Annotated in this window: 16 protein-coding genes; 12 read left to right on the plus strand and 4 right to left on the minus strand. The window is 67.7% G+C overall.

Annotation, left to right across the window (positions count from 1 at the left end):
• The first annotated feature begins 171 nt into the window (after nt 1-171).
• Complete coding sequence (locus H9656_RS08115; RefSeq protein WP_191743639.1) at nt 172-2604, plus strand: glycosyltransferase family 4 protein; 2433 nt, start codon at nt 172-174, stop codon at nt 2602-2604.
• 68 nt (nt 2605-2672) lie between these two features.
• Here H9656_RS08115 and H9656_RS08120 read toward each other — a convergent pair whose 3' ends face one another.
• A complete protein-coding gene (locus H9656_RS08120) occupies nt 2673-4889 on the minus strand; it encodes an AGE family epimerase/isomerase (RefSeq protein ID WP_191743640.1) in 2217 nt (738 codons plus the stop codon).
• A gap of 99 nt (nt 4890-4988) precedes the next feature.
• Here H9656_RS08120 and H9656_RS08125 point away from each other — a divergent pair, with 99 nt between their 5' ends.
• From H9656_RS08125 to H9656_RS08145, 5 genes are all read left to right on the plus strand, one after another.
• Nucleotides 4989-5813: a sulfotransferase family protein gene (locus H9656_RS08125; protein WP_191743641.1), complete on the plus strand. Its 825-nt coding sequence runs from the start codon at nt 4989-4991 to the stop codon at nt 5811-5813.
• A gap of 58 nt (nt 5814-5871) precedes the next feature.
• Nucleotides 5872-6801, plus strand: a complete 930-nt coding sequence (gene argB / locus H9656_RS08130; RefSeq protein ID WP_191743642.1) for an acetylglutamate kinase — start codon at nt 5872-5874, stop codon at nt 6799-6801.
• Entirely contained in the window at nt 6798-7517 is a 720-nt protein-coding gene (locus H9656_RS08135) for a pyrimidine 5'-nucleotidase (RefSeq protein WP_191743643.1), read from the plus strand. Before argB ends, H9656_RS08135 begins: the two co-directional genes overlap by 4 nt.
• Nucleotides 7514-8383: a 2,3,4,5-tetrahydropyridine-2,6-dicarboxylate N-succinyltransferase gene (gene dapD, locus H9656_RS08140; RefSeq protein WP_191743644.1), complete on the plus strand. Its 870-nt coding sequence runs from the start codon at nt 7514-7516 to the stop codon at nt 8381-8383. Before H9656_RS08135 ends, dapD begins: the two co-directional genes overlap by 4 nt.
• Nucleotides 8384-8708: 325 nt before the next feature.
• Complete coding sequence (locus H9656_RS08145; RefSeq protein ID WP_191743645.1) at nt 8709-10793, plus strand: S8 family peptidase; 2085 nt, start codon at nt 8709-8711, stop codon at nt 10791-10793.
• A 231-nt stretch (nt 10794-11024) separates the two neighbouring features.
• Here the strand turns inward: H9656_RS08145 and H9656_RS08150 are convergent, their stop codons facing one another.
• A complete protein-coding gene (locus H9656_RS08150; protein WP_191743646.1) occupies nt 11025-12197 on the minus strand; it encodes an acetyl-CoA C-acetyltransferase in 1173 nt (390 codons plus the stop codon).
• A 179-nt stretch (nt 12198-12376) separates the two neighbouring features.
• Between H9656_RS08150 and trhA the strand changes: the two genes are divergently transcribed.
• The 3 genes from trhA to H9656_RS08165 all read left to right on the plus strand — a co-directional run bounded on the left by trhA (nt 12377) and on the right by H9656_RS08165 (nt 14149).
• Complete coding sequence (gene trhA / locus H9656_RS08155; protein ID WP_191743647.1) at nt 12377-13072, plus strand: PAQR family membrane homeostasis protein TrhA; 696 nt, start codon at nt 12377-12379, stop codon at nt 13070-13072.
• Nucleotides 13073-13150: 78 nt separating this feature from the next.
• Nucleotides 13151-13777, plus strand: a complete 627-nt coding sequence (gene phaR / locus H9656_RS08160; RefSeq protein ID WP_404821548.1) for a polyhydroxyalkanoate synthesis repressor PhaR — start codon at nt 13151-13153, stop codon at nt 13775-13777.
• A 6-nt stretch (nt 13778-13783) separates the two neighbouring features.
• Nucleotides 13784-14149 (plus strand): hypothetical protein, encoded by a 366-nt coding sequence (locus tag H9656_RS08165; RefSeq protein ID WP_191743648.1) that lies wholly within the window; start codon nt 13784-13786, stop codon nt 14147-14149.
• A 139-nt stretch (nt 14150-14288) separates the two neighbouring features.
• On the opposite strand, the gene H9656_RS08170 is transcribed toward H9656_RS08165, so the two are convergent.
• Entirely contained in the window at nt 14289-15026 is a 738-nt protein-coding gene (locus H9656_RS08170; RefSeq protein ID WP_191743649.1) for a glycosyltransferase family 2 protein, read from the minus strand.
• A gap of 103 nt (nt 15027-15129) precedes the next feature.
• Between H9656_RS08170 and H9656_RS08175 the strand changes: the two genes are divergently transcribed.
• From H9656_RS08175 to H9656_RS08185, 3 genes are all read left to right on the plus strand, one after another.
• Nucleotides 15130-16803 (plus strand): ArnT family glycosyltransferase, encoded by a 1674-nt coding sequence (locus H9656_RS08175; RefSeq protein ID WP_191743650.1) that lies wholly within the window; start codon nt 15130-15132, stop codon nt 16801-16803.
• On the plus strand, nt 16803-17723 hold the full coding sequence (locus H9656_RS08180; protein ID WP_191743651.1) for a hydroxymethylglutaryl-CoA lyase: 921 nt from the start codon (nt 16803-16805) through the stop codon (nt 17721-17723). Before H9656_RS08175 ends, H9656_RS08180 begins: the two co-directional genes overlap by 1 nt.
• Before the next feature lie 151 nt (nt 17724-17874).
• Nucleotides 17875-18828, plus strand: coding sequence for a class I SAM-dependent methyltransferase (locus tag H9656_RS08185; RefSeq protein ID WP_191743652.1), 954 nt, complete (start codon nt 17875-17877; stop codon nt 18826-18828).
• On the opposite strand, the gene H9656_RS08190 is transcribed toward H9656_RS08185, so the two are convergent.
• A complete protein-coding gene (locus H9656_RS08190; RefSeq protein WP_191743653.1) occupies nt 18823-20034 on the minus strand; it encodes a tetratricopeptide repeat protein in 1212 nt (403 codons plus the stop codon). The two genes, H9656_RS08185 and H9656_RS08190, sit on opposite strands and share 6 nt — an antisense overlap.
• Nucleotides 20035-20068: the final 34 nt, after the last annotated feature.

The raw sequence follows: 20068 nt of genomic DNA on the forward strand, positions 1-20068 counted from the left end.
TTTCAAGCGCAAAACGACGTCGGCGGCCCCCCCTGGGGCGCCGCCAGGCAGAATTTCCGCGCAGAAAGCACGAAATGGTCGAGGATTGGTCCGAACGGATGTTTCCCCCTCCGTCCAGCGGCGATAGAACGAAGACGTTCTCCAAGACATAATAGATAGCCGGACATCGACATGAGCCTATTGAAACGCCCGGGCGCAGCCAGCAAGACCGCCATCACTGCCGCTATTCGCGCAGGCGACGCGGGGCGCGACGCCCGGGACTGGGCCACGGCTGAAAAGAACTACGCTCGCGCGCTGAAGCTCAACCCCGGCCTGGCCGGTATTTGGGTTCAGTACGGCCACGCCCTGAAGGAAGGCGGCAACCTCGACGAGGCCGGCGCCGCCTACGCCAAGGCCATCGCCATCGCGCCCATGACGGCCGACACGCATCTGCAGATGGGACACCTGCTGAAACTGCAGGGTCGGGCCGACGATGCGGCGGCCTCCTACCTGCGCGCCGTCGAACTGGATCCCGAGTTGCGCTTCGCCGTTGACGAATTGCGCCACCTGGCGGTCAAGGGCGTCGAATGGGACACCGAGCGTCTGGCCGACGCCATGGAGAAGCCGGGCGCGGCGGCGAGCCAGCCGATGACGCTGGAACAGCTGGCCGACCAGTTGGAACGCCGCCTGTCGAGCTTCCAGCTGTTTTCGGAAACGCCCGCCAGCGACGCTGACAAGCGCCTGCTGGAATCTATCCAGGACGGGCTGAAGGCCGCGCGCAAGCTGTCGGACGCCGAACAGGTCAGCGCCCAGGCCCAGGCCGAAGCGGCGGCCCATGTCGTCTTCGACGTCTCCGACCTGCTGAGCTATTTCGACAATGCGCGTCTGCCCACGGGCATCCAGCGGGTGCAGATCGAAGTGATCACGGCCCTGCTGTTCGATCCCGTGCCGGGCGTGGCGGTCGAGGTCTGCTCCTTCTCCAAGGCCCGCGACATGTGGGTCACCGCGCCCCTGCCTCTTTTCCTGCGTCTATGCGAACTGGCGCTCAAGAGCGGCGACCGCACCGACCTGGTCTGGACCGAAGCCGTCGAGGAGATGCAGCTGGCGCTGGACATCGGCCGTCAACTGAAATTCAGCCAGGGCGCCTATCTGATCAACCTGGGCACGTCGTGGTGGCTGCAGAACTACTTCCTGCACGTGCGCATGGCCAAGGAACGCTACGGGATCCATTATATCCCCTTCGTCCACGACATGATTCCGGTCATGACGCCCGAACACTGCGTCGAGCGCCTGACCCAGGACTTCATCAGCTGGGCCCTGGGCGTCTACAGCCACGCCGACCACTTCCTGACCAACTCGGAAGCCTCGCGGCGCGACCTGATCAAGGTCGGCGCCACGCTCGGCTATGAGGTCAAGGAAGAGAACGTCAAGGTCATCCAGCTCAATGCGGACTTCCGCAAGCCGATCACCGAGATTCCCGTCGCCGAGACGATGCAGCGCTACGGCCTCAAGCCGTCTGACTATGTGCTGTTCGTCTCGACGGTGGAGTCGCGCAAGAACCACCTGAGCGCCTTCAAGGCCTGGCTGGACCTGATCCGTCGTCACGGCGCTGGCAAGGTTCCCAAGCTGGTCTGCGTCGGCAACCGCGGATGGCTGAACGACCAGGTCTTCGCCATGTTGGAATCCAACCCCGAACTGCGCCAGAGCATCATGATGGTGTCGGGCGTATCGGATCCCGACCTGGCCAACCTCTACAAGGCCTGCGCCTTCACCCTGTACCCCAGTTCCTATGAGGGTTGGGGCCTGCCGGTCACCGAGTCGCTCTGCTACGGCAAGGCAGCGCTGCTGTCCGACTCCTCGTCTCTGCCAGAGGCGGGCGGCGAGTTCGCCGTCTACTTCAAGCTGGGCGACCAGGCCGAACTGACCGCCCAGCTCGAACGCCTGATGTTCGACAAGGCCTTCCGCGCCGAATGCGAACGCAAGATCGCAGCGGACTTCCAGCCGCGTCCGTGGCGCGACCTGGGCGTCGAGATCGCCGAAACCATCAAGACCTGGTTCCCCGAAGGCGAACGCCATGACGCCCCGCCGGTCGAAGCCCGCCCCGAACTGGGTCGTTATTACTGGCTGCGGGACGTCGCAGACACGGCCGTCTATCCCGGCATGCGGTCATCGGAAATCTTCCGCAGCGGCGACGGCTGGTGGTCGCCGGACGACTGGGGCAGCTGGACCAAGCCCAAGGGCGGCGCCCTGCAACTCCACGTCAAGCCGACCGGCCAGAAGATGCGGCTCTATGTCGGTCTGCTGGGCCTGCAGCGCGAGGACTGCACAGCCGAAGTTCGTATCGGCGGCATGACTGCGCGCAAGGAGCCGCTTCATCCGGGCGAACATCGCTGGATGCCGGTCGACATCGCGGCTGAAGACATGAGTTCCGGCGTGCTGCAAATTTCTTTGCGCAGCGACAAGGCCCAGGATTTCGGCCTCTACACCAATGGCGTGGATACGCGCGTGACCGGCGTCGGCGTGATCGGCTTTATGCTGTGCGAAGCGGACAACATGCAGGCCCGCGCCGACTTCCTGGAGGCATTGACCATGCGCGACCTCGGTGAGTTGGCCAAGCGTCGCTGATCGTCCAAACGAAAGGGGGGCGGAGCCGCAAGGCTTCGCCCCCCTTTTGCTGATGCACAACCGTTTCGTCAGGACAACGGCAGGTCGTCCGACGCTCCCAGTTCTTCAATATCCGCCACGGCCAGCTGCGAAAAGGCGGCCATGATATGATAGAAGGAGCTCGCCGGAGACGCCTCATCGATGAAGCCGCCAGACGGCAGGCGCTTGTCACGCCATGTCCCCTGCGGCGTCAGATACTGCCATAGGGCGCGCTGCGCCTCCGCAGCTCCGTCCAGATATCGTCGCCGCTGACTATCGGTCGATGCCTCGGCCAGTATCAGCGCCGCCTTCAGCCATTCTGTCTGAGGCCACAGCCGGGCGCGTTCGCCCCGTGCGCGGCCGTCGTCGTTCATCGCATCCAGGGCGACGCGACTGCGTTCCGTCACGCCGAGCTGGCCGAAGGCGTACAGACGGCGCGCAGCCTCCAGAGCGTTCGGATCAGAGCGCAGACGACTGTACCGTACAAGCAGCCAGGCCCACTCGAACTGATGCCCCGGCTCGACCAGACGGCCATCCTCGCCCGCCGCAGGCTTCCAGTTCTCTTCGAAGAACTCCCGCAGGAAGCCGCCCTCCGCGTCGATGAAGGTCGTTTGCGCCAGGCTCGCCAGTTGGTCGGCCAAACGCCCCCACGTCGGATCACCGCCGCCTTCTTCCCAGGCCAGACAGGCTTCCAGAAGATGCATATGGGCGTTGGACTGATAGGGATGATCCCCGCCCTCGACAAAGGCGCCGTTGGGGAGTTGCCGCTCGATCAACTGATCGCGGATCGCAACCGCCAGCGCCTCAAGCTCCTGAGGGGCGTCAACCGCCGAGCGGGCGGCCTGAAGAGCGAACATGACGAAGGCCTGATCATAGACCATGGCTGTGTCATCCAGCGCGGACCCATCCGCCGCCAGCAGGGTGCGGCACAGGCCGTCGGGCCGCAGATAGGCCTCGCGCAGACGCTTCACGCCATCCGCCACGGCGCGCCGCCACGGCCCTTGCCATCCCAGGCGTCCGGCCTCGGCATAGGTCCAGATCTGGCGCGCCTGCACCCGGGCGCGGCGCGGCGACGGCACAGCGCGGCATTCCTTGCCGATCGCCTCGGCGAAGCCGCCATCCTCCGCCTGACCGATGGTCGACCACAGAGGCAGGGCGGAGCAGCGCAGCCAGTCGCTGAACCGCCGTGCGCCGGCCCCCAGCCCCTCCGGCTTGGGTCGCTCGAAGTCCAGATGTTGGGGGAAGCCCGCCTTGACCCGTTCCACCAGACGTTTGACGTCCTGGGCGCGTTTGAGATCGCAGACCAGAATGGCGTCGCGTTCAGCGATAATGGCCAGATCGCTGACGCCCAGGACCCCGACCAGGACGCCTTCGGGCGCCCGCACCAGACAGCCGTCAGCGTCTTCGTAGATATGCTGCCCGAACTCGCCCTCGCCGGTCGCGGCGATGGAGTCCCAGGCGCCGAGATCCGACCAGTCGAAATCAACCGCAAGGACCGAGGCCCGGTTCGTCTTCTCCATTACGGCGTAGTCGATGGAAATCTTCGGCGCCTCGCGGAAGGCCTCGGCCAGCACAGCGATATGGCCCGAGGAGGCGGCCGGAAGGGCCCGGCGCGCGGCGTCCTCGACCGCGGGAGCGCGCGCTTTCAACTCCTCCACGAAAGCCGCCGCCGACACGATAAAGTTGCCGCTGTTCCACAGATAGCCGGCGGCGATGTATTCCGCCGCGCTGTCCGCATCCGGCTTCTCGCGGAACGCCTTGACGGCCGACAGGCCCAGACCGGCCGGACTGATGTAGCCATAGGCCGTCGAAGGCTCGGACGGCCTCACCCCCAGGGTGACGATACGGCCTTCCTGCGCGCCGCGCGCCGCCTCGATCACCGCCTGCCGGAACGCCTCATGATCGGGGATATGGTGATCCGAGGCGACGAAGACGTTAACCGCCTCTGGATCGCGCGCCTTGGTCCACAGCGCCGCGGCCGCCATCGCCGCCGCCGAATCGCGCGCTTCCGGCTCCAGCAGGATTTGCGCCCGATCCTTCAGACCGATTTCCGCCAATTGATCCAGCAGCCATTCTCGGTGCGCCACCCCGGCGACCACCACCAGCTTGCCGTCCTTGCCCGCCAGAGGCGCGACGCGTTCAGCCGTTTCCTGAAAAAGCGAACGATTGCCCGCCAGGGGAATGAATTGTTTGGGCCGGGCCGGACGCGAAGAAGGCCATAGGCGCGTACCCGCGCCCCCGCACATAATCACTGGATAGATCGTCATGTCGTCCTGATTAGACCACGCCGCCCGCCATGCGAAGGCTAGGATGCTAACACTCAAACCGCTAGTGACGCTTTTCTAAAACATGGTCGCGAGGGGAATATGTCGTCGAAAACGGCTCTGATCGTTCTTGGCATGCACCGGAGCGGCACCTCGTCCGTGGCCGGAGCACTGGCGCTCGCAGGCGCGTCCGCTCCCCGCCGCCTGATGCCGCCCGCCGCAGACAACCCTAAAGGGTTCTGGGAAAGCAGCGCGGTCGCCGCTTTCAACGACCGGCTTTTGAAAGCGGGCGGATCCGATTGGCGCGACTGGCGGCGGTTCGCCGATCAGCCGATCCTGGACGACCCCGACGCACGCGCGAGCGCAGTGCGCCTTCTGGCGGAAGAGTTCGACAGCGCCGCAATCGTCGTGCTGAAGGATCCCAGGATCTGTCGGCTGTTCCGTTTCTGGCGCCGCGCCCTGTTCGACGCCGGATACGAAACCGTCGTAATCAGCCCGGTCCGCCCTCCGTCAGAGGTGGCCGCCTCGCTGGTGTCGCGCAACAACATGGGCCGCGACCACGCGTTGCGGCTGTGGCTGCGCCATGTGCTGGAAGCGGAACGCCGCTCGCGTGGTCTGCCGCGCCGCTTCCTGCTCTGGCCGGAATTTCTAGGCGACTGGAGAGAAGATCTGGCTGCGGTGAGCCGGCTGTCGAGCGCTCCGCTCGATCTTGGGGTTGAGGCTCTGCAGAAGATCGAGGATTTTCTGACCAGCGACCTCCGCCGTCAGACGGAAGCGTCACCTACGCCCGCCCTGGTCCACCGCGCCTATGGCCTGCTCTGCCAGTTGGCGCGCCACGGCGATCATCCGGACCTGCACGCCGAAATGGATCACGCGCGCCGGATGTTCGACGAGGCCTGCGATCTGTTCAGCGACGCGCCGCGTTAGCAGGCCAGGCGCCTTCTGACGTGACTCCCGCGCCCGTGCCCGCTATCGAGCGCGCACCATGATAGAGACTGATCGGCAATCCGAGGAACGCGGCTGGGAAACGGCGAAGACGCTCGCCGAGGCCTTGCCCTATATCCAGGTGTATGACCGCGAGACCGTGGTCATCAAATACGGGGGCCACGCCATGGGCGAGAGCGCCGTGGCGCGGCAGTTCGCCGCCGACGTGGTGCTGCTGAAGCTGATGGGCGTGAACCCCGTGGTCGTCCACGGCGGCGGGCCGCAGATCAGCGCCATGCTGGACAAGGCGGGCGTGAAGTCGGCCTTCGTCGACGGCCTGCGCGTCACGGACAAGGACACGATGTCGGTGGCCGAGATGGTCCTGTCCGGCGCCGTTAACAAAGAGATCGCCCACTGGATCACCGTCGCCGGCAAGGAAGCCGACGTGCGCGGCGTCGGCCTGTCGGGCAAGGACGCGGGCCTGCTGACGGTCGAGAAGACCAAGCGCACCAAGCGCGACCCCGACAGCATGATCGAACACGAGGTCGACCTGGGCTTCGTCGGCGAACCGACCAAGGTCGATCCCAAGCTGATCAAGGGGCTGATCGCCTCGGAGACCGAGGACTGGGTGCCGGTCATCGCCCCCATCGGCGTGGCCGAGGACGGCCAGACCTATAACGTCAACGCCGACACCGTCGCCGGAGCCGTCGCCGGCGCCCTGCACGCCAAGCGGATGCTGCTGCTGACCGACGTGCCGGGGGTCAAGGGCGCCGACGGCGAGATCATCCGCCAGATGACGCTGGACGAGGCGCAAGGCCTGATCGACACGGGCGTCGCCACCGGCGGCATGATCCCCAAGCTGGAGACGGCCATGGCCGCCGTCCGCGCGGGCGTCGAGGCCGTGGTCATCCTGGACGGGCGCCGTCCGCACGCCATGCTGGTCGAACTGTTCACCGAGCATGGCGCCGGCACCCTGGTCAAACGGAAGTGACGGGCCCGGCGTCGCAGGCGGCGCCTGAAGCCGCCGCGCCCGCGACCGAGATCGGCGCGGACCTGCGCCATGTGCGGTCCTGGATCTTCGACCTGGATAACACCCTGTATCCGCCCGAGACGCAGTTCCTGCGGCAGGTGGAGCAGCGTATCAACCAGTACGTGGTGCGGACTTCCGGTCTGGAATCGGCCGAGGCCCTGTCGGTGCAGCGGGGTTATCTGCACGACTACGGCACCTCTCTGGCCGGTCTGATGATGCACTATGAGATCGACCCGCATCACTTCCTCGCCGAGGTGCATGACGTGCCGCTGGACGTGCTGACGCCCGATCCGGGCCTGCACGCGGCGCTGGAGCGGCTGACGGGTCCGCGTCTGATCTTCACCAACGGCTCGGCCGGACATGCCGAACGGGTGATGGCGAAGCTGGAGCTGACGCCCTTCTTTGACGGGGTGTTCGCGCTTGAGGACGCCGACCTGATCCCCAAGCCGGACCCGCGCACCTTCCACAAGATGCTGGAGCGCTTCGGCGTCGATCCGGCGACCGCCTGCTTCTTCGAGGACACGCCCAAGAACCTTGAGCCGGCGCACGACCTGGGCATGACCACCGTGCTGGTCGGGACCAAGGCCTTCACCGCCGAGGGCGACCATATCCAACACCGGGCCGCCTCCCTGGGCCCATTCCTGACCACCGCCGTGCTTGACGGAGACGCGCTATGACCGACCTGACCCACCTGGAATCCGTGATCGAGGCCGCCTGGGAAGATCGCGCCGAGGTGTCGTCCGCCACGCGCGGCGAGGTGCGCGACGCCGTCGAGACCGCCCTCGCCTTGCTGGATTCCGGCCAGGCGCGCGTCGCCTCGCGCGGCGAAGACGGCGTGTGGAGCACGCATCAGTGGCTGAAGAAGGCGGTGCTGCTGTCCTTCCGCCTGAACGACAACGTCATCATGCGCGCCGGCCACGCCCCGACCCTGCCGCTGTCGGCGGATCATCCGGCCGCGGTCGGCCCCTTCTGGGACAAGGTGCCCAACAAGTTCGGCGACTGGAGCGCGGCCGACTATCAGGCGGCGGGCTTCCGCTCGGTGCCCGGCGCCATCGTCCGTCGCGGCGCCTACGTCGGCAAGAATGTCGTGCTGATGCCGTCCTTCGTGAACATCGGCGCCTATGTCGACGAAGGCTCGATGGTCGACGCCTGGGCCACGGTCGGCTCGTGCGCCCAGATCGGCAAGAACGTCCACCTGTCGGGCGGCGCCGGCATCGGCGGCGTGCTGGAGCCGCTGCAGGCCAACCCGACCATCATCGAGGACGGCTGCTTCATCGGCGCCCGCGCCGAGGTCGCCGAGGGCGTCATCGTCCGCGAGGGCGCGGTCCTGGCCATGGGCGTCTATCTGTCGGCCTCGACCAAGATCGTCGACCGGGCGACCGGCGAGATCTTCCGCGGCGAGGTGCCGGCCTATTCGGTCGTGGTGCCGGGCGCCCTGCCCGATCCGAACGGCGGGCCGAGCCTGTACTGCGCCGTCATCGTCAAGCGCGTCGACGCCCAGACCCGCGCCAAGACCGGCGTGAACGAACTGCTGCGCGACTGACCGCTGCTGGGGGCTGGCAGAACTGCGCCCTCAGAAACAGTCTCGTCAATCTCGCTGAAACAGGCCTAATGGCGCGATGGGTTTCGGGAGAGGGACCATGCCTGTTCATCGACTGCGCCGAATTGCAATTTCGATCAGCGTCCTGAGTCTGCTGGCGACGCCGCTGGCGGCCTGCGGCGGCGGGGGAGGCGGCGGAGGCGGCATTGTCACCCCGACGCCCCCTCCGCCCCCTCCTCCTCCGCCCCCTCCTCCGCCTCCGCCGCCACCGCCTCCTCCGCCGCCGATCCCGTCGGAGGCCTCGCGCGAATACCAACGCAACTGGGGCGTGGCCGATACTCAGGCCATCGCCGCTTGGCGCACGGGCGCGACCGGGCGCGGCGTCACCGTGGGGGTGGTCGATACCGGCATCCGCATGAACCATCAGGACCTGGGCGCGAATATCTCGCCCCTGTCCACGGACATCGTCGCCGGGCGCAACGAGCGCGAGGGTGACGACCGGCACGGGACGCGGGTGGCGAGCGTCATCGCCGCGCCCTTCAACAACTACGGCACGGTCGGGCTGGCCTTCAACTCGACCATTCTGTCGGTCCGGGCCGACGTCAGCGACTGCACCGACCCGGACGACACGGTCTGCTTCAAGAGCAGCGACCTGGCGCGGGCCCTCGACTATGCGGTGCAGAACGGCGCGCGGGTGATCAATCTGTCGCTGGGCGGCGAGGGCCCGCTGGGCGCCCAGTTCGAAGCGGCCCTGCTCCGCGCGATCAATGCGGGCGTGGTCTTCGCCATCGCCGCCGGCAATGAGGAGGGCGCCAACCCCGAATGGCCCGGCCGCTACGCCAGCGACTCGCGCTTCGCCGGGGCCATCATCGTCACCGGGGCGCATGATCAGGCCCAGCAGATCGCCGACTTCTCCAACCGCGCCGGGGTGTCGCAGAACGCCTTCCTGTCCGCACCCGGCGTCGAAGTCATTGTCGACTGCGAGGACGACGGCTGCTGGCGGGTGAACGGCACCTCCTTCGCCTCGCCCGCCGTGGCGGGGGCGCTGGCCCTGCTGCTGGAAGCCTTCCCCAATCTGACCGGACGCGATGCCGTCGACATCCTGCTGCGCACCGGGCGCGAGGCGGGCGATCCGGGAACCGACGTCGTCTACGGCCGCGGCCTGCTGGACATCGCCCGCGCCTTCCAACCCCTGGGTGCGACCTCGGCGCCGATGGCGACCGGGACGGCGGTCAATATCGCGCTGGAGCCCGGCGCCCATGTCGGCGGACCGTTCGGCGACGCCCTGGGGCGCACCGGGGCGCTGAGCACCATCGCCTATGACGAGTATGAGCGGCTGTTCCGCGTCGACCTGGGCGCCGCCTACGGCCCCGCGCCGCGCCGCAGCTATCAGCCCCGAAATCCGACGCCGATGCAGCAGTCGCAAGTGACGCTGGACGCGCCGGGCGGGACGCGGCTGTCTCTGGCCGCCGCGACGCCGGTGGCCGTGCCCGAGCCGGTGGTCGCCCGCTACACCCCGTTCGACGCGCCCTGGCTGGGCGACGAGACCCGCAGCGAGGCCCTGTTCGACGTACAGGCGGGTCGGCTGTCGCTGACCGCCTGGCAGGGTCAGGGCGGGGCCAGCTCGCCCTTCCGCAGCGGGTCAGGCGACGGTTTTGTCGCCCTCACCCAGGCGGATCACGCCCTGCGCGGGGGACTGAAGCTCGGCGCCCTGACCTTCAGCGCCGAGACCGGGTCGGGCGACCGTCGCGCGCCGCTGCGCCCGGTCGAGCGCGACGCCTCGACCTACGCCCGCGCCGGGCTGGACTGGCGTTTTGCAGACAAGGAGCAGGATCGCGGCGGCGTGTCGTTCAGCCTCGGGTCGCTGGACGAGCGGATGGGGCCGCTGGGCGCCTATCTGCCGACCCGCTCGGACTTCGCCCTGCCGTCGCGCACCCGCTTTGCGGCGGTCGGGGCGGATGTGGCGCTCGGGCGCGGCCTGACCCTGTCGGGCGAGGCGGGCTTCGGCCGCACCGAGCTGGAAGGGCGGTTCCTGCATTTGTCCGCCCCGGCGCTCAGCTCGACCTGGCGCATCGCCCTGCAATCGGCCTGCCCGTCCTGGTCGTTCGCCAAGGCGCTGGGCTGCAGCAGCCTGAGCTGGGAGATTTCCCAGCCGCTGCGGATCGAGGACGGGACATTCAGCGCCTTCCTGGCCGACGCGCCGCTGGAGTATTTCGACCCGGTGACCTTCTCGGAGCGGCGCTTCTCGGCCGCGCCGTCGGGGCGGCAGATCGACTTCAGCGTCCGCAGCCTGCACGCCCTGCCGGGCGGCTCCTGGCTGCAGTTGGAGGCCGTGGCCAGCCGCGAGGAGCAGCACCGCGCCGACGCCCCGACCGGCTACGCCCTGCTGGGCAGTTGGCGGCGGGGGTTCTGAGGCCCGTTATTTTCCTCCCCACAGGGTGGGGAGGGGGACCGCGAAAGCGGTGGAGGGGCTGTCCGCGCGCCACTGGCCTAAAGCGACGGCGGGGCGGCGGCCTCTGGACTGCTGGCGGCCGTAGGGGCCCCTCCACCACTTCGTGGTACCCCTCCCCATTACATGGGGAGGAAAGTAAAAAGGCCGGCGATTACTCGCCGGCCTTTGCTGTTTTCGCCTTTGGCTCCGCGCTTAGCGCTCGACGCACAGGGCCACGCCCATGCCGCCGCCGATGCACAGGGTGGCCAGACCCTTCTTGGCGCCCGAGCGCTTCATCTCGTGCAGCAGGGTGGTCAGGACGCGCGCGCCGGACGCGCCGATGGGGTGGCCGATGGCGATGGCGCCGCCGTTGACGTTGACCTTGGCCGGGTCGAGGCCCAGCTCCTTAACCACGCACAGCGACTGGGCGGCGAAGGCTTCGTTGGACTCGATCAGGTCCAGATCGGCGACGGTCCAGCCCGCCTTCTCCAGCGCCTTCTTCGAGGCCGGGATCGGGCCGGTGCCCATGATGGCCGGATCGACGCCCGCCGTGGCCCACGACGCGATGCGGGCCAGAGGCTCCAGACCGCGCGCCTTGGCTTCATCGGCGCTCATCAGCACCAGGGCGGCGGCGCCGTCGTTGATGCCCGAGGCGTTGGCCGCCGTCACCGTGCCGTCCTTGACGAAGGCGGGCTTCAGCTTCTGCATGGCTTCGAGGGTGGCGCCGTGGCGGATGTATTCGTCCTGATCGACCACCACGTCGCCTTTGCGAGTGGAGATGGTCACGGGCGCGATTTCATCGACGAACTTGCCCGCCTTCTGCGCGGCCTCGGCCTTGTTCTGGGAGGCGACGGCGAAATCGTCCTGAGCCGCGCGGTCGATCGACCATTTGGCGGCGATATTCTCGGCCGTCTGGCCCATGTGATAGCCGTGGAAGGCGTCGGTCAGGCCGTCCAAGATCATCGTGTCCTTCAGCGCCAGATCGCCCATCTTCTGACCGGTGCGAATCTGCTGGGCGTGAGGCGACTGGCTCATGCTTTCCTGACCGCCGGCGACGACGATCTTGGCGTCGCCCTGCACGATCTGCTGATAGGCCAGGGCCACGGCCCGCAGGCCGGAGCCGCACAGCTGGTTCAGGCTCCAGGCCGGAGTTTCATTGGCCAGGCCGGCGCCGATGGAGGCCTGACGCGCCGGGCCCTGGCCCGCGCCCGCCTGCAGCACCTGGCCCAGGATCACCTCGTCCACATCAGCGGCGGCCACGCCTGCGCGCTCCAGCGCCGCCTTGATGGCGACCTCGCCCAGCCTGGAGGCCGGCAGCGTCGACAGGGCGCCGAGGAAGGAGCCGACCGGCGTGCGGGCGGCGGAGACGATGACGACTTCGGTCATTTTTATTCACTCCCGGGAGAAATCTTGGCCGGGTTGTGCCGCATTCGGCTGCAGCCGTCACCTGTTGCGACGCAGCAATCAGCAAAACGTCATCGCCGCGCCGCAGCAAGAGGCGGGAACGATGGCCGCCGCCGTGCTTTGAGACAGGAAGGAGACGTCACTGTGCTGAAGGCCCTGTCATGCTGAAACTTCTGGCCCGCCGCATCTGCACCCCCGACGAACTCGACATGATCGAGCATTATGAAACGCGGGCCGAGCGGCTGGCCGATCTGTGGGTGCACGCGGTGGGACTGGCGCTGGCGGCGGCGGGCGGCGTGGTGCTGGCGATCTTGGCCAGCGTCTATGCAGGCGTCGGGGCGGCGGTTTCGACGGCGATCTACGCCCTGTGTCTGGTGGCCATGCTGACGGCCTCGACCGTCTACAACCTGACCCATCCGTGCGCGGCGCGGCCGGTGCTGCGCCGGCTGGACGAGGCCGCCATCTTCCTGATGATCGCGGGCAGCTACACCCCGTTCACGGCGGTGCGGTTCGAGGGCGGCTGGTCCGTCGGTTTCACCGCCGCCGTCTGGACGATGGCGTTGGTCGGCGCAGCGGTGAAGATGCTGGCGCCGCGCCTGTCCGACGCCTTCTGGAGCGTGATCTATGTCCTGTTCGGCTGGGTGGCGGTGTTCGCGCTCAAGCCGATGATCGAGACGGTGCATCCGCTGGCGCTGGGCCTGCTGGTCGCGGGCGGGCTGATCTATACCGCCGGCGTCTTCGTCTTCATCAGCCAGAAGGTGAAGTTCCGCCGCGCCATCTGGCATGGCTTCGTCGTCACCGGCGCGGGCGTCCACTGGGCCGCCATCCTGATCGGCGTGGTGCTGGTCAACGGCTGAGCCGACAAGGAAAGAGGGGACTCGCCTTCGCCGCCGCAATGCGGGATGCTTGGGCGTTGCAACATCGCGAGAATAAGCGTGGCCGACAAGAAAACCGAGGGCGGAAAAACCCGTGACGGCATGGTCGTCATCAAGAAGTATGCAAACCGGCGGCTCTATAACACCGCCACCAGCGCCTATGTGACGCTGGACGATCTGGCGCGGATGGTGCGCGAAGGCGTGGAATTCACCGTCTATGACGCCAAGACCAACGACGATCTGACGCGCCAGATCCTGACCCAGATCATCTTCGAGGAAGAGAGCCGGGGCGAGGCCCTGCTGCCGGTGCAGTTCCTGCGTCAGCTGATCGGCTTCTACGGCAACTCCATGCAAGGCGTGCTGCCGTCCTATCTGGAGATGTCGCTCGACAGCTTCACCCGTCAGCAGGAGCAGCTGCGCGGCCAGTTCACCCGGGCCTTCGCCGCCGCGCCCGGCGGCAATCTGATGGAAGAGGCCGTGCGCCAGAACATGGCCATGTTCGAACGCGCCATGCGGATGTTCCCCGGCTTCGCCCACGCTCGCCCCGAAGGCGATGCAGACGCGTCGCCCGCGGCCGCCGAGCCTAAGGCGGAACCGGCCAAGGACGACGCGGCGCTGGACGAGATGCGCCGCCAGATGGACGAGATGCGGGCTCAGATCGACCGCCTCGCCCAGTCCAAGGGCTGAACCGGCATGACGGACGAGATCCGTCCGATCGGCGCTGCGGGTCCGATGAACGACCCCGTGGTCGATGAGCGGGGTGAGAACGACCGTCGCCGTCGCGAGCGGCGTCGCGCCCGCGCCCTGGTCCCGACCGAGGCCGAGGCGTCGGGCGGGGCGGACGATCCTGCCGCCTCCCCGGCAAAGCCTGCCGTCACCCCGCCCCCGCCGCCCGCCGCCTTCGCCGCCCAGGTGCTGGGCCAGTCAGGGCAGAAGCGCGGGCTGAAGGGCGGCGTTCCGGTGCTGGATGCGGCGCGAACCACCTATCTGGGCCGGGAATATTCAGGACGGCACGACCGGCGCCCCTCGCCGGGTCGGGCGCGCAAGACCGAAATCTGACGGCGACTGGCGCCTGAATTGCGAGGACGCAGGCTCAACCGTCTTCGGATCGCGCCATGCCCGCCGTTCTCAGCCTCGCCGCCCGCCTGTTCGACGCCACCGTGGTGGCGGTGATCTTTCTGGCGTTCAGCTAGAAGTCTCAGAACTCGCTGATCGCGCCCGGTCGACGCGAGCGGGACTTCAGCCACATCACGCCCAACAGGTCCGAGAAGGACGCCCGCAGCCGGCCCCAGTTGGTGTATTTCGACCGGCCCGTCTCGCGGTGGCGGTGATCGACCTCGAGGTAGCGGTTCTCATACCCCTCCCGGATCATCAGCGCCGGCAGATAGCGGTGGATGTGATCAAAGTAGGGCAGGCGCAGGAAGACGTCGCGACGGAAGGCCTTGAGCCCGCAACCGGTGTCGTCGGCGTCGTCGCCCAGCAGTTTCCTGCGGATGCGGTTGGCCCACACAGACGCCTGACGCTTGGCGTTGCTGTCCTGACGCTTGGCGCGCACGCCGCCGACCAGGGCGACGCTGGGCGGGGCGGCGAGCAGGGCGTCAGCCAGACGCGGCGCATCGGCGGGCGGGTTCTGGCCGTCGCCGTCCAGCGTCACCACGATCGGCGCCCGCGCGGCCAGGACGCCGGTGCGCACCGCCCGGCTCTGTCCGGCGTTGGTTCCGTGCGACAGCACCCGCAGGGCGGGCAGTTCGGCCATCGCCGCCTGCAGTTCGGCCAGGGTCGAATCCCGGCTGGCGTCATTGACGAAGATCATCTCATAGGACCGCCCGGCGAAGGCCTCGGCGATTTCGCGCGCCAGAGGCACGGCGGCGCCGGATTCATCATGCACGGGCACGACGACGGAAATGTCGGGCGAGGAAGCGGAGCGGTCGGTCATCGACGCTCTTTAGCGCAGGCGACGCGCCAGCGAAACGGCGCGTCCACAACCGCTTGGCAGGCGAAGCTTCCGGGCGCCGCGTCCGGCGTGATACGAGTGCGCCATGAACCGCCCGAACCTGGATCATTACATCGCCGGCTGGCGCGGCCCTGTCCTTGCGGCCCTGCTGGCCCTGATCGCCGGCCTGCCCGGCCTGCTGCTGCTGCCGCCGCTGGACCGGGACGAGAGCCGCTTCGCCCAGGCGACGGCCCAGATGCTGGAGGGCGGCGACTATGTCGACATCCGCTTCCAGGACGACCCGCGCTGGAAGAAACCCATCGGCATCTATTGGATGCAGGCCGCCGCCGTCGCCGCGACCTCGGACGTCGAGGACCGCAACATCCAGCCCTATCGCCTGCCGTCGCTGCTGGGCGCCATGCTGGCCGCCTGGGCCGTGGCCTGGGCGGGCGCGGCGCTGTTCGGCCAGAGGGCGGGCTTCCTGGCGGGCGTGATGCTCGGCGCGACCTTCCTGTTGTCGACGGAGGCGGGCATCGCCAAGACCGACGCCATGCTGGCGGGGCTGACCACCCTGTCGATGGCGGCGCTGGCGCGCATCTATATGGCGACGCGGGCGGGCGAGAAGGCGACCCGGCTGCACAAGCTGCTGTTCTGGGCCGGGATCGGTCTGTCCATCCTGATCAAGGGACCGATCGGCCTGCTGGTCGTGGCGCTGGCCATCATCGCCCTGTCGATCTGGGATCGAAACGTCAAATGGCTGGGCCAGTTGGGCTGGGGCTGGGGCCTGCCGCTGACGGCCCTGCTGGTCGGGCCGTGGGCCATCGCCATCACGATCGCCACCGACGGCGGCTTCTGGCGCGAGGCCATCGGCGGCGATCTGGCGCCCAAGATCGCAGGCGCGCATGAAAGCCACGGCGGGTTCCCCGGCATGTATGTGCTGCTGTCGCCGCTGCTGCTGTTCCCCGTCACCCTGATGCTGCCCGCCGCCCTGTCGACCGGCTGGCATCGCCGCGCCGAGCCCGCCATCCGCTTCGCCGTCTGCTGGCTGGTCCCGGCCTGGCTGATGTTCGAACTGGCCCCGACCAAGCTGTGGCACTACACCCTGCCCACCTTCGGCGCGATCGCCCTGCTGGCCGCCGCCGCCCTGACCCAGCCGATCGGCAAGGTCTCGCGCGTGACCGGCGCCTTACTGGGTCTTTTCGCAGCGGTCGTCATCTGCCTGATCACCGTTTACGGCCTGACCGAGTTCGGCCGCTCGACGGCCCAGACCTGGGCCACCGTGACCATCGTCTTCGCCGTCATGGCCGCTGCGGTCGGAGGCTTCCTGCTGGTCAACCGCGCGGCGATCACCGGGGTGCTGATCGCCGTCGTCTTCGGCATCCTGGCCCATGCGGGCCTGGCCGGGACCATCCGCCAGCTGCGCCCGCTGTCGATCGCGCCGCGTCTGGTGCAGACGCTGGACTCGGCCGAGTTGAACCCCGCCCAGGGCCGCTATCCTGGGCCGGTCGCCATCACCACCTTCCATGAGCCCAGCTTCGTCTTCCTGACCGGCAAGGACACCCAGCTGACCGACGGCGCCGGCGCCGCCCGCGCCCTGGCAGAAGGCCGCCCCGCTATTGTCGAGGCCCGCGACGACGAAGCCTTCCGCGGCGCCCTGGCCGATCTGGGCGCCGCCGGGCGCGCCGTCGGCGTGGTCAGCGGCCACAACTACTCCTCGGGCGACGACGTGCGCCTGACCGTCTACGCGCCGGCTGGATCAGGCGACAGGAGCGCGCGCTGATGGGTCGTTTCATCCAGATCGTCGAGGTCGGCCCGCGCGACGGCCTTCAGAACGAGAAGACGGTGCTGGAACCCGCCGTGCGCGCCGACTTCGTCCAGCGGCTGGAAGCGGCCGGGGCGAAACGCATCGAGGCGGTCAGCTTCGTCCACCCTAAATACGTGCCCCAGATGGCGGGCGCCGAAGAGGTCATGGCCGCCCTGCCCCGCGTTGAGGGCCGCAGCCGCATCGGTCTGGTTCTGAACGGCAAGGGCTACGACCGCGCTCTCGGCACGGCGGTGGACGAGGTCAATGTCGCCATGTCCGCCACCGATGGCTTCGGCCTGAAGAACCAGGGCCTCAGCGTCGACCAGCAGGTGCAGATGCTGTCCGCCATCGTCGCGGGCCGCGCCAATGCGGACGGTTCGCCGGGCGCGACGCCGAAGCTGTCGGCCACCCTGTCCTGCGTCTGGGGCTGTCCGTTTGACGGCGAGGTTTCGGTCCAGCAGGTCAGCGACCTGGTCGCCCGCATCGCCGCGCTCGGCGTCGAGGAGATCGCCCTGGCCGACACCATCGGCGTCGGCGACCCCTGGAGCGTGACGAAGAAGGTCGAAGCCGCCCGCAAGGCCGCGCCGGACGCGACCCTGCGCCTGCATTTCCACGACACCCGCAACACCGGCCTGGCCAACGCCTATGCCGGCGTCGAGGCCGGCGTCGACGTGCTGGACGCCTCGGTCGGCGGCATCGGCGGCTGCCCGTTTGCACCGGGCGCGACCGGCAACATCGCCACCGAAGATCTGGTCTACATGCTGGAGCGTGGAGGCTACTCGACCGGCTACGACCTGGACGCCCTGATCGGAACGGCCCGCTGGATCGGCGCCCAGATCGGAAAACCGAACCCTAGCGCGCTGAGCAGGTCGGGCGGATGGCCAGCGGGACGCTGAGGCGGCTGGTTGCTCTGCAAAGCCCAACCCGCCTATAGGTTCTAGTATCTCGGACTCGGAGCCTCCTCGTTTGACCTCCTCCCAAGGCCGCGGCGGCCCTCTGGCCCGGTTCGCCGAGCGGGCGGACCGCTTCTTCCGACGCCTCTATCGCATGCCCGGCGACATGAAGGCGATGGAGGCCAAGATCGATCGCATCGAAGCCACGCTCGCCATTCACGCGCGCGAAACCCGTCTGCTGCTGGCGGCCCTGTCGGCGCCCGAACGCGAGCTATGGCGCGAAACCTTGAAGGCCACCGGCAAAGGCCCGGCGACTCAGGCGTTTCCGACAGGCGCCCTCTGTCGGCAGTCCGACTTCAGCCAGCCGTACTTCGGCTATTGGTCCGAACGTCTGGGGGAGTCGCTGCGGTATCACCGGAAGCTCTGGGAGTTCGTCTTCATCTGCCAGGCGCTCTGGGAGCGCGGCGTCGTCGTCGAGGGCCGACGCGGGCTCGGCTTCGGGGTCGGCGTCGAGCCGCTGGCGGCTTTTTTCGCCTCGCAGGGATGCCGCATTCTTGCGACGGACCTTCCCGCCGAAGAAGCGGTCGAGTCCGGATGGATCGAAACCAACCAGCACGCCGCCGGCAAGGCCGCACTGCGAAGGCCCGACGTCTGCCCTGACGATGTGTTCGACCACAACGTCGAGTTCCAGCCCTGCGATATGAATAACCCGCCGGCAGACTTCGTCGATTTCGACTTCTGCTGGTCGGCCTGCGCCCTGGAGCACCTGGGCTCTATCGAGCTGGGCCTGGCCTTTATCGAACGCTCGCTGGATTGCCTCAGGCCGGGCGGCTGGGCGGTGCACACCACCGAGTACAATTTGAGTTCAGACTCTGAAACGGTCGACAACGAAGCCACGGTGCTGTTTCGCCGACGCGATATCGAGGCGCTGCTTCAACGCGTCCGGGCCAAGGGCCACAACGCCTTGGTCGTCAACTACGATGCTGGCGACGGTCCGATCGACCATTTCATCGACCTGCCGCCCTACCGTCCCGAGCCGCATTTGAAGATGGCGCTGTCGGGATTCTCGGCGACGTCCGTCGGCATACTGATCCAGCGTGGATCATGAGGCGGAGGGCGACTCGCCTCGTATCAGCCCCGACACCCAACGCCGGATCGAACGCTTGACCTCTACCCGCCTCGCGCCGGCGATTTGGCGCTGATAAGACTTCAAGAGGCGGCGATATTTGCGGTCTGCGGGGTCCAATCCGATCGCCATTTGGACCGAGGCGATCGCTTCCTCGCGTTCGCTAACGCTCCACAGCACAGAGCTTTCCCAAGCCCTCAGGTGCGCCATGTGGGGCCACGCCTTCACCACCTCCCGCGCCCAGGGCAGGGCGGCGTGCGGCTGATCAGCCGCCACCAGAATATTCACGTAGTGGATCAGATAGTTCGGGTCGTTCTGGGTCATGGCGACCACCCGTTCTATCTCGGCGACGGCGGTGCGATGCTCGCCTGCCTTGGAAAGGATCAGCGCCAGGGTCGAGCCCGCCAGAGGATTGCCCGGTGCGCGTTCCACGGAAAGTCGGGCCAGCGAGACCGCGAGCGACTGCCGGTAATCGGGCTGCGCCTGAGCCAGATTGGCGATGTACAAGCCGCTGCGGCGACGCGCCTGGCGCGCCTTCCGATTGAAGGCTCCTACGTCCAACTCTCCAGACAGCGTCTGCAAAACCAAAGACTGCAAGAGTCCAACTTCACCCAGATAGGTCGTCGCCGGATGGGAAACATAGGGGAGACGAACAGGCCGGATCTCAATGTCGCGCTGGATCAGCGCCCCTTGAAGACCGTCGTGGCCCACCGGATCAAAAACAACCACCGGGCTGACGGAACACGTCAGTTGCCCGTCGATTTCCGGCAGCCACCGGATCCGTCGGCTGTCTTGGATCCAGCGCTGCTCGAAGGGGACCTTATTCGGGTCAATCGAATACTGCGGAGAGATGGCCAGCGCGGCGTTCGCGCCAGCGGCGTCGGCAAACCGAAGCGCCGCATAGCCGCCCATGCTGGAGCCATAGGTCATGACCCGTTCAGCGCCGGCCGTCGCCTGCCGCACTGCCTGCATGGCCGCCGCCATCTCGGGGTACTGATACCAGTCCTCCCGGACGCCCATCACATGGATGGCCGAGACGCCCGCGTTGCGAAGGAACTCCTCGCCGAAGCCAGGGCGATCGAAACCGTGGCCGATCCCGTAGTTGTCGAACGTGACCACCCAGCGGCTGAGGTCCGAAGCAGGAACACTGCGGACGACGACATTGTCGCTGCGGAAAAGGTCAGACATTCGAGCTCCTTGCCGACCTCATTAGACTGATTTT

It is taken from the genome of Brevundimonas guildfordensis (assembly GCF_014836405.1).
Taxonomy (GTDB): Bacteria; Pseudomonadota; Alphaproteobacteria; order Caulobacterales; family Caulobacteraceae; genus Brevundimonas; species Brevundimonas guildfordensis.

Coding starts and splice junctions, on each gene's coding strand:
- H9656_RS08115 (WP_191743639.1), top strand. CDS start 172: ATGAGCCTATTGAAACGCCCGGGCGCAGCCAGCAAGACCGCCATCACT.
- H9656_RS08120 (WP_191743640.1), bottom strand. CDS start 4,889: ATGACGATCTATCCAGTGATTATGTGCGGGGGCGCGGGTACGCGCCTA.
- H9656_RS08125 (WP_191743641.1), top strand. CDS start 4,989: ATGTCGTCGAAAACGGCTCTGATCGTTCTTGGCATGCACCGGAGCGGC.
- argB (WP_191743642.1), top strand. CDS start 5,872: ATGATAGAGACTGATCGGCAATCCGAGGAACGCGGCTGGGAAACGGCG.
- dapD (WP_191743644.1), top strand. CDS start 7,514: ATGACCGACCTGACCCACCTGGAATCCGTGATCGAGGCCGCCTGGGAA.
- H9656_RS08150 (WP_191743646.1), bottom strand. CDS start 12,197: ATGACCGAAGTCGTCATCGTCTCCGCCGCCCGCACGCCGGTCGGCTCC.
- trhA (WP_191743647.1), top strand. CDS start 12,377: ATGCTGAAACTTCTGGCCCGCCGCATCTGCACCCCCGACGAACTCGAC.
- H9656_RS08165 (WP_191743648.1), top strand. CDS start 13,784: ATGACGGACGAGATCCGTCCGATCGGCGCTGCGGGTCCGATGAACGAC.
- H9656_RS08170 (WP_191743649.1), bottom strand. CDS start 15,026: ATGACCGACCGCTCCGCTTCCTCGCCCGACATTTCCGTCGTCGTGCCC.
- H9656_RS08175 (WP_191743650.1), top strand. CDS start 15,130: ATGAACCGCCCGAACCTGGATCATTACATCGCCGGCTGGCGCGGCCCT.
- H9656_RS08180 (WP_191743651.1), top strand. CDS start 16,803: ATGGGTCGTTTCATCCAGATCGTCGAGGTCGGCCCGCGCGACGGCCTT.
- H9656_RS08185 (WP_191743652.1), top strand. CDS start 17,875: ATGCCCGGCGACATGAAGGCGATGGAGGCCAAGATCGATCGCATCGAA.
- H9656_RS08190 (WP_191743653.1), bottom strand. CDS start 20,034: ATGTCTGACCTTTTCCGCAGCGACAATGTCGTCGTCCGCAGTGTTCCT.